Annotated in this window: 8 protein-coding genes; 3 read left to right on the top strand and 5 right to left on the bottom strand. The window is 39.3% G+C overall.

Annotated elements, in window-relative coordinates; genetic code table 11:
- Positions 1-253 precede the first annotated feature (253 nt).
- Both leuS and IM477_RS07625 read left to right on the top strand, forming a co-directional pair.
- A complete protein-coding gene (gene leuS, locus IM477_RS07630) occupies positions 254-2806 on the top strand; it encodes a leucine--tRNA ligase (RefSeq protein ID WP_287731196.1) in 2553 nt (850 codons plus the stop codon).
- A gap of 139 nt (positions 2807-2945) precedes the next feature.
- On the top strand, positions 2946-3074 hold the full coding sequence (locus IM477_RS07625; RefSeq protein ID WP_287731198.1) for a hypothetical protein: 129 nt from the start codon (positions 2946-2948) through the stop codon (positions 3072-3074).
- On the opposite strand, the gene IM477_RS07620 is transcribed toward IM477_RS07625, so the two are convergent.
- The 5 genes from IM477_RS07620 to IM477_RS07600 all read right to left on the bottom strand — a co-directional run bounded on the left by IM477_RS07620 (position 3056) and on the right by IM477_RS07600 (position 8401).
- Positions 3056-4312 (bottom strand): ATP-binding protein, encoded by a 1257-nt coding sequence (locus IM477_RS07620; protein WP_061430786.1) that lies wholly within the window; start codon positions 4310-4312, stop codon positions 3056-3058. The two genes, IM477_RS07625 and IM477_RS07620, sit on opposite strands and share 19 nt — an antisense overlap.
- Positions 4309-6462, bottom strand: a complete 2154-nt coding sequence (locus IM477_RS07615) for a tetratricopeptide repeat protein (RefSeq protein WP_287731194.1) — start codon at positions 6460-6462, stop codon at positions 4309-4311. The genes IM477_RS07620 and IM477_RS07615 overlap by 4 nt, the downstream gene beginning before the upstream one ends.
- A 567-nt stretch (positions 6463-7029) precedes the next feature.
- Positions 7030-7617: a transposase gene (locus IM477_RS07610; RefSeq protein ID WP_004162357.1), complete on the bottom strand. Its 588-nt coding sequence runs from the start codon at positions 7615-7617 to the stop codon at positions 7030-7032.
- Positions 7618-7746: 129 nt separating this feature from the next.
- On the bottom strand, positions 7747-8115 hold the full coding sequence (locus IM477_RS07605; protein WP_004162358.1) for a DUF5615 family PIN-like protein: 369 nt from the start codon (positions 8113-8115) through the stop codon (positions 7747-7749).
- On the bottom strand, positions 8108-8401 hold the full coding sequence (locus tag IM477_RS07600) for a DUF433 domain-containing protein (RefSeq protein WP_002799543.1): 294 nt from the start codon (positions 8399-8401) through the stop codon (positions 8108-8110). Before IM477_RS07600 ends, IM477_RS07605 begins: the two co-directional genes overlap by 8 nt.
- A 236-nt stretch (positions 8402-8637) precedes the next feature.
- Here IM477_RS07600 and IM477_RS07595 point away from each other — a divergent pair, with 236 nt between their 5' ends.
- Positions 8638-8871, top strand: coding sequence for an antitoxin family protein (locus tag IM477_RS07595; protein WP_002733787.1), 234 nt, complete (start codon positions 8638-8640; stop codon positions 8869-8871).
- Positions 8872-9165: the final 294 nt, after the last annotated feature.

The raw sequence follows: 9165 nt of genomic DNA, 5'->3' as shown, positions 1-9165 counted from the left end.
TCAGGAGAATTAAGAATGAAATAATAATCAGTTAAATGGTCTATTTACAGATTTTATGCGATTTAATCCTTATTTTTGACGTTTTTGAACCCTCACAAGTTAATTATGCAAGAGGTTTAATATTCCCCGCGAAAATTAACCACTAAAACCCAGAGGGTTTTTGCTAGGGTGGATAACTCCAAGACTGGCAATCACCCCCAGCCGGCTGCTGTAAAATGGGAGGGATAGATACAACTCAGGAGAAAAGACCCCAGTGCCGTACAACCCCGCAGAAATCGAACAGAAATGGCAGAAGATTTGGCAGCAAATGGGATTGGACAAAACCCCAGAAAACGCCGATAAACCGAAATTTTACGCCCTCTCCATGTTCCCCTATCCATCGGGCAACCTGCACATGGGTCACGTTCGCAACTATACTATCACCGATGTGATTGCCCGTCTGAAAAGAATGCAGGGTTATCGCGTGCTGCATCCCATGGGGTGGGATGCTTTCGGATTACCCGCAGAAAATGCCGCTATTGAAAGGGGAGTTCCTCCAGCAAAATGGACTGATCAAAATATTGCCCAGATGAAACGGCAATTACAACAGTTAGGATTATCTATCGATTGGGAAAGAGAAGTTGCCACCTGTTCCCCGGAATATTATCGTTGGACCCAATGGCTATTTTTACAGTTTTTTGAATCAGGATTAGCCTACCAAAAAGAAGCGGCAGTGAATTGGGATCCTATCGATCAAACTGTCTTAGCAAATGAACAGGTAGATAGTGAAGGAAAATCTTGGCGATCGGGTGCTAAAGTAGAAAGAAAGTTACTCCGGCAATGGTTCCTAAAAATCACCGATTATGCCGAACAATTACTCACTGATTTAGATAAGCTTACCGGTTGGCCAGAACGGGTTAAAACCATGCAGGCCAACTGGATTGGTAAATCGGTAGGTGCTTATTTAGAATTTCCTCTTGTTAACTCCACAGAAAAAATAGCCGTTTTTACCACTCGTCCCGATACGGTTTATGGAGTCACTTATGTGGTACTTGCTCCCGAACATCCCTTAACTTTACAAGTTACCACTCCCGAACAAAAATCGGCCGTAGAAACTTTTATTCAAGAGATAGCCAGCGAAAGCGAATTAGAAAGAACTGCCGAAGATAAACCCAAACGCGGTATTAAAACCGGAGGAGTGGCAATTAATCCTTTTACCGGTGAAGAAATTCCGATTTTAATTGCTGATTATGTCCTCTACGAATACGGGACGGGGGCAGTGATGGGAGTCCCGGCTCACGACAGTCGCGATTTTAAATTCGCTCGGGAAAATAACCTGCCAATTAAGATAGTTATTACTCCAGAAAGTGGCGAAATCGAGTTAAAAGAGTCCTATACAGAAGCGGGAATTATGATTAATTCCGCTCAATTTAATGGACTGAATTCTACAGCAGGAAAAACCGCTATTATTGATTATGCCACTGCCGAAGGTTACGGCAAAGCTAGAATACAATATCGCCTCCGGGATTGGTTAATTTCCCGTCAAAGATATTGGGGTTGTCCGATTCCAGTTATCCACTGTCCCCACTGTGGAACCGTGCCAGTACCTATCGATAATTTACCCGTTACTTTACCGGAAAATGTCGAATTTAGCGGTCGAGGTGCTTCTCCTTTAGCTAAGTTAGAAGACTGGGTAAATGTGGATTGTCCTCGCTGTGGAACTCCCGCAAAACGGGAAACAGACACCATGGATACTTTCATCGATTCTAGTTGGTATTTCCTCCGTTATACCGATGCTAAAAATGAAGATATACCCTTTCAATTTGAGAAGGTTAATGATTGGATGCCCGTGGATCAATACGTCGGAGGAATCGAACACGCTATCCTACATTTACTCTATTCTCGTTTCTTTACCAAAGTTTTAAGAGACCGAGGTTTAGTTAATGTCGATGAACCTTTTAACCGTCTGTTAACCCAGGGAATGGTACAGGGATTAACCTACAAAAATCCCGAAACTGGCAAATATGTCCCCGCGGAAAATGTTATCTATCAAGAGGATAAATATTGCGATAAAGACACGGGAGAAGTTCTATCTTTCTTCTTTGAAAAAATGTCTAAGTCGAAATATAACGGCGTTGATCCTCTGAAAGTCCTCGAAAAATATGGGGCCGATACTGCCCGAATGTTTATACTTTTTACCGCACCCCCAGAAAAAGATTTACAGTGGGATGATGCGGGGGTAGAAGGACAATTTCGCTTTCTTAATCGGGTGTGGCGTTTAGTCAGCGAATATATTGAAAATAAACCCAAGCAAGTCAAAAAAATAGAAACTTTCTCGAAAACTGACAAGGATTTAAGACGGGCAATTCACACCGCTATTAAAGAAATCTCCGAGGATTTAGAAGGGGATTATCAATTTAATACCGCCATTTCTGAATTGATGAAACTCAGTAACGCTTTAGGGGATAATAAGTGTTTTGAATCCCCCATTTATCGGGAAGGAATCGAAACCCTATTAATCTTACTTTCCCTCTTTGCTCCCCATCTTAGCGAAGAATTATGGCAAGCTTTAGGTCATAGTCAATCAATTCACCTGCAACCCTGGCCAAAAGTTGATCCCACTGCCCTTATTGTGGACGAGATTACCCTTGTCATCCAAATTTTGGGAAAAACCAGAGGCACGATACAAGTTCCCGCTAGTGCCGATAAAAGCACCCTAGAAACCCTCGCCCTGGAATCAGAAATCGCCCAACGTTATTTAGAGGGTAAGGAAATCAAAAAAGTGATTGTTGTCCCGGGCAAATTAGTTAATTTTGTCGTGGTTTAAATGACAGTAATTATCACAATGGTAGGGAATTAAGAACCTTTTCAGTTATCAGTAACCAGTTAGATTAACACTTTCTATGAAAAACTATCGATAGATGGTAAAATATACAATTAGCATTATCTGTAAATAAGAACAACCTATGGATATTGAATCAACTACAGTAACCCCCGAAGAAATTGCTCAGTTTCGCGCTGAATTGGCAGACAATCCAAGTGCGATCGCTGCTTTAGATGCCGACGATATGGCGATTTATTTTTGCGTTTCTTGAGAAGGTAATAATAATGGAGTTAAGGCAAATTCTATAGCTTGGTCATTAGGCAATCTTCTAATTAAATCTAATTCTACTAATTTGTCAATAATTGGAAGTAATTCACTAAATTCTTGAACTTGCAACTTTTGTAAATCTTCTAAAGTAATATTTTCATCTGATAATTTATCCCTTTCTAGAATTAGATCTATCAACATAAAATCTGCTGGGGTTAATCCTGGCAGACCTCGCATTTGTTGGTCAGCATAAATAAATCCTTCTTCTAAGATTTGAGGTGTAATAGTTTCGGCATTTAATTCAGATGCTTTCTGTAAAATATAGCTACCTAAACGATTTAAATAACGCGGAACACCATTAGATCTCTCACACAACATCTTAGCTGTATCTGGTGTAAAAGGTTTAACTGCTTGGGGATCTTTTACCGAATATTGACAATCTTGAGAACGTACACTGTTAAGGTAATTAACCAGCATTTCATACATAACAGATTGTTCAAGAGGTTCTAATTTAATCGCAAAATCAAATAATCCTCTTTCACTAATTAAAATATCTCTGGTTAAACCCGAAGGATGACCAGTCAAAATAAACCATGCTCCTGATTTTAGCATTCCTTGAGCATTTAAAAGTAATTGTTTTACAGTTGCAGGATCTTGTTTATCCAAGTCATCAACAGCAATAATCACTCGCTCATATTTTTTTAATGCTCTTTTTAATAAGTCTTCAAAACTAAGTTCAGGAAAGAGTGGTTTATTAATATCAATACTTTTTTCTTTTAATTCTGCACCAATTCCTGCAATTCCAAATTTAGCTGTATTCTCTCGTTGTCTTAAAGGTTGGGCTGAAATTAATCCCATTTGATTTAAGAATTGTTGCGCCCATTCATCTTCTTTCATTTCCCGGGCTAAAGCAATTAATGCAATGGTAGCTAAATCTGTATTAGCTGGCAAACTGATATAGGCAGTTAAAGTCTTAGTTGCTTTACGTTTTAGAACATCTAAAATTTCTAAAATAAAAGCCGTTTTCCCAATACCAATCAAACCGTAAACTAACAATCTTTTACGCTCTTTTCCTTTTAATAAGCTGAAAACTGGTTTTAATTCTTGACTTCTCCCAGTAAAAACTTTTCTTAACTGCGATTCCCTCAATGTTGAAGCACTTTCAGAAAAAGGAATTTCCGTTATTCCCCATTGACAATAGATATTATCTAATTCATCCCAAATGCGATCCGCTTCATTCATACAGCTTGTTTCTCCTTAATTTTGGCAAGGCAATTCAGAACTTCTGCTATTTTAGCAATTTCTTGTTCATTATTCAGTTCTTTAAAAATAAAAGTAGCCTTCTTTAATAATTCTTCAGCTTTTTCGACAAAACCAATTTGCAACATGAGTCTGCCTAAACTTGCTTGACAAAAGGCAACACCTCTATCATGTTTTAGATATTCATAAAAGCGCAAAGCATCCCGATAATAAATAGAGGCTTTTTCATGGTTTCCAATTAGGTGATGGGTATGAGCAATTTGATAAATGGTATCAGCACGACTTTTGAGATCGTCAAATTGACGATAAATTTTAAGACTTTTTTCTAAATAAGCTAATCCTTGATACCATTCTCCTCGATCTACTTTAATTTTACCTAATGTTAACCCCATCTCTGCGGCATTCAGGAAATCTCCTGCGGTTTCATATCCTTGTAAAGCGTTTTGATAACACATGACTGCTTGTTTTATATTCTCTGCTTTCTCTCCTCTGATTCTGTTACTGTAAGCAATAGCGAGATTATTCTGTATCCCTGCCCATTGTTGGGGAAATGCGTCAAAAGTATAAACTTTCAAAGCCTCCTGGTAAGCGGTGATCGCCCTTTCTAAATTATCGGCTTTATCCCCTCTGATTCTGTCACTGTAAGCATTAGCGAGATTATTCTGTGTCATTGCCCATTGTTGGCGAAAAGCGTCAAAAGTCCTCACTTTCAAGGCTTCCTGGCAAGCGGCGATCGCCCTTTCTAAATTATCGGCTTTATCCCCTCTGATTCTGTCACTGTAAGCATTAGCGAGATTATTCTGTGTCATTGCCCATTGTTGGCGAAAAGCGTCAAAAGTATAAACTTTCAAGGCTTCTTGGCAGTACGCGATCGCCCTTTCTAAATTCTCGACTTTCTCCCCTCTGATTCTGTTGCGGTAAGCATTAGCGAGATTAACCTGTGTCGCTGCCCATTCTTGAGGAAATGCGTCAAAAGTATAAACTTTCAAGGCTTCCTGGTAAGCGGCGATCGCCCTTTCTAAATTACAGGCTTTATCCCCTCTGATTCTGTTACGGTAAGCTTCACCGAGATTACGCTGTGTCATTGCCCATTCTTGGGGAAATGCGTCAAAAGTCCTCACTTTCAATGCTTCCTGGTAAGCGGTGATCGCCTTTTCTAAATTGTCGGCTTTCTCCCTTCTGATTCTATTACTGTAAGCAGCAGCGAGATTATTCTGTGTATCTGCCCATTCTTGAGGAAATGCGTCAAAAGTCCTCACGTTCAAGGCTTCCTTGTAAGCATCGATCGCTTTTTCTAAATTCTCTGCTTTATCTCCTCTGATTCTGTTACGGTAAGCTTCACCGAGATTATTCTGTGTCATTGCCCATTCTTGGGGAAATGCGTCAAAATTCCTCACTTTCAAGGCTTTCTCGTAAGCGGTGATCGCTATTTCTAAATTGTCAGCTTTCTCTCCTCTGATTCTGGAATAGTAAGCAATAGCGAGATTATTCTGTGTCATTGCCCATTCTTGGGGAAATGCGTCAAAAGTTAACACTTTTAAGGCTTTTGTGTAACAGGAAATCGCTTGTTCAAGATTCTCAGCTTTATCTCCTCTGATTCTGTCACTGTAAGCTGTGCCAAGATTAGTTTGTGTCCTTGCCCAAGCTTGGGGAAATGCGTCAAAAGTATAAACTTTCAAAGCTTCTTGGTAAGCGGCGATCTCCCTTTCTAAATTGTCGGCTTTCTCTCCTCTGATTCTGTTACGGTAAGCAATAGCGAGACTAAACTGTGTCAATGCCCATTCTTGGGGAAATGCTTCAAAAGTGAAGATAGTTAAGGTTATTTCATAACCCGTGATGGCAATTTCTTTGTGGGTGGCGATGTTACCAAGGGGAAATTGTTGAATTAAATTACTAAAATTAAAAATATCTTTAGCCATATAATATTGTTCTCCCGCGGCTTGCGTTAATATCTTTCTCACCCGACTGTCTAGGATTTGCGCTAAATTATCATCCAATTTATCCAGATTTTGCGCCCAAAAGGGATAAATAACTTGAGGGTTAGGATTTTCAGAGATTTTTTGTAATGTTTCCATCAAGAAATTGAGATAGTCTTGCGGGTTTAGGGAGGCTTGGGCGCGTTGTTCATTCATGGCGTGGTAGATGGGGAATTGATGGGTAGGGGCGAAGCATTCGGATAGAAAATTTAGGGTTTCAGTGATAGATTATGCACGAATGCTTCGCCCGTACAGGGATTTAATGGGGAGATTATCAGAATTGTATCACAGGGATAATAGGCGAAGGTTATTAGTTTATTGCCCGGGGTAGGGGCGAAGCATTCGGATAAGAAATTTATGGTTTCAGCGATATGTTATTGCCCGAATGCTTCGCCCGTACAGGGATTTAATGGAGAGATTATCATAATTGTATCACAGGGATAATAGGCGAAGGTTATTGTCTGGGGTAGGGGCGAAGCATTCGGATAGGAAATTTACGGTTTCAGCGATATGTTATGCCCGAATGCTTCGCCCGTACAGGGATTTAATGAGGAGATTATCAAAATTGTATCACAGGGATAATAGGCGAAGGTTATTGCCCGGGGTAGGGGCGAAGCATTCGGATATAAAATCTAGGGTTTCAGCGATAGGTTATGCCCAAATGCTTCGCCCCTACAGGTTATTCGTCCCCGCAGGTTATTTGTCCCCACAGGTTATTTGCCCCTACATTGGTTTGAATTTATTCAGATTGTTCTCGTCTTGTTCCCAATTTCGCGGATTATCAAGAATGTATTGCCGGATTTTTTGATAAGAATTTTCATTGCGAATGATATGTTCATAATAATTGCGCTGCCAAATTTTCAGGCGATCGCCACATAAAAAATTGATTTTACGAGTAGAAATTGATTTAAAATTCTGCACAATAGCCCCCAAAGATTCCGGCATTGTACCGTGAGGATATTGCGAATCGTGTGCAGCCTTTTCCAGAGCTTGATTTTGTATTACTATAATTCCATGAATATGATTGGGCATGACAATAAAAGTATCTAGTTCAATAAACTTAAAATGTAGAGGCAGTCTATACCATACTGCTTCAACAGTATCACCAAGTAAATTCTGCTCCATATTTCCTTCAACAATTTCACCAAATAAATACTGCTTTTGATAAGAACAAATTGTTATATAATAAGCTCCATTAAGCCTATAATCATAGCCTTTTAAACGAATAGATTGTCGATGTTTTTGGGGTTCATTCATGGCGTGGCAGATGGTGGCGGTTAATTCAGTTATAAGCGATTCATCGGCAATCATCAAGAGTTGGGGATTGGTGGTAAGATTGTCAGAAAGGCGATCGCACTGAATCAAGGCTGAATAATGAGGGGCTATGATAATAGGTCGTGGTTAGAATTTTTAAAACAGTCTATCAAATCCTCATAACAATCATCGAGTAATCCAAGCACTAAGAAATTCAACCTGATCGATCATTTCTTCGGCTGATTTAGTGGCAATTAGCTGTAAAATCCCTCGCATAATTTCCCCCATTGAATATCTTTGTTGTTGGACTAGAATGATTCCTGCATGATTTCTTTTTTGTTGCAAGAAAAGTGTATGTAAATAATAAAAATCTCTAACATTAGAACTATAAAGACTACACCCCTGAGAAGTTGCCCAGATTAATTGTTCTTCATCAGAGTATCCCAATCTATTAGCTTCTAAAGCAGTAATCACATCAACACCTCTACTTTTCAAAATAAAAGCAAGCGATCGCAATGTAGAATCCTCATCCATATATAAGCTAATTCTACTCATAAGAAGAAGAATAATGTAATGCTTCAATGCGATCTGCTTCGGCGGCTTCGGCTATAATTTCTGCTTCTATTGTTTCTTTGTTAGTATGATAGTAAGTTAGAGCGGCATAAACTTGTGCCAAAGAAAGATGAGGGATTTCATCGGCAATTTCTTCAGGACTATATCCTAACTTATACCAGATCACTATTCTTCGTACAGTAACAGCAGTTCCCGCGATAATAGGACAACCTCCATGAATTTTGGGATCGCTTTTTATGAAAGTGCCAATATTGATATCTGTGAACATAACTTTCTCTGATTCATTCTCAACTAATTAAACTACATAGGATTCTATGCTTTTATCACCATTCTAGCATAGCCCAAGCATTGGTCGGGGTAGGGGATTGAATGGGGAGATTATCAGAATTGTATCACAGGGATGATAGCCGAAAAAAATCCTAGTCAATCAAACAATCAAAAAAATCATAATTTAGACACAATCATCGGTTAAAATAAGAGTGGTTTAGAATTAAGGATTGAGTTATGCCGCAACAAACCTGTGAAGCCGTCTTTGAAAATGGCGTTTTACGTCCTCTTAGTAATCTCCAACTCAATGAAGGACAGTGCGTTAAACTCACTATAGCATCCAATTCAATTTCCCAGCTTACTCCCCAAAAATGGTCAGAAACGGGGATAATCGCCCAGTTAACAGCAAATCCGATTAAAATTGAAGACTTCCATCCTCTTACCAGAGAAGAAGCCAATGAACGCTGGTGAATCTCAACCCTTCTTTATTGATTCTAATATTTGGCTGTATCGCTTCATTGTTAATTGTAGCGATCCTAATGCCATCCCTAAGCAACAAATAGCTACAAATATTACGAATCAAGAAAACTTGATAATTAGTACACAAGTTGTCAATGAGGTTTGCTCCTGACTGACGGACACAAGTGGGTCAAAACCTGACAAGACAAGGGTTGCCAAAAAGAAAAAGATCTGGGTAGATAGGGAAAAAGCAAGAATCCCTACAAGATGAAAACCGAGAACAGAATCTTCTCCCAAGTTTATTCC

It is taken from the genome of Microcystis sp. M090S1, from assembly GCF_020246295.1.
In the GTDB taxonomy this organism is placed as follows: Bacteria; Cyanobacteriota; Cyanobacteriia; order Cyanobacteriales; family Microcystaceae; genus Microcystis; species Microcystis aeruginosa.
The sequence above is the reverse complement of the archived record's forward strand: the minus strand, read 5'-3'. Positions and strand labels throughout refer to the sequence as shown.

Coding starts and splice junctions, on each gene's coding strand:
- IM477_RS07625 (WP_287731198.1), top strand. CDS start 2,946: ATGGATATTGAATCAACTACAGTAACCCCCGAAGAAATTGCTCAGTTT.
- IM477_RS07620 (WP_061430786.1), bottom strand. CDS start 4,312: ATGAATGAAGCGGATCGCATTTGGGATGAATTAGATAATATCTATTGT.
- IM477_RS07615 (WP_287731194.1), bottom strand. CDS start 6,462: ATGAATGAACAACGCGCCCAAGCCTCCCTAAACCCGCAAGACTATCTC.
- IM477_RS07610 (WP_004162357.1), bottom strand. CDS start 7,617: ATGATTGCCGATGAATCGCTTATAACTGAATTAACCGCCACCATCTGC.
- IM477_RS07605 (WP_004162358.1), bottom strand. CDS start 8,115: ATGAGTAGAATTAGCTTATATATGGATGAGGATTCTACATTGCGATCG.
- IM477_RS07600 (WP_002799543.1), bottom strand. CDS start 8,401: ATGTTCACAGATATCAATATTGGCACTTTCATAAAAAGCGATCCCAAA.
- IM477_RS07595 (WP_002733787.1), top strand. CDS start 8,638: ATGCCGCAACAAACCTGTGAAGCCGTCTTTGAAAATGGCGTTTTACGT.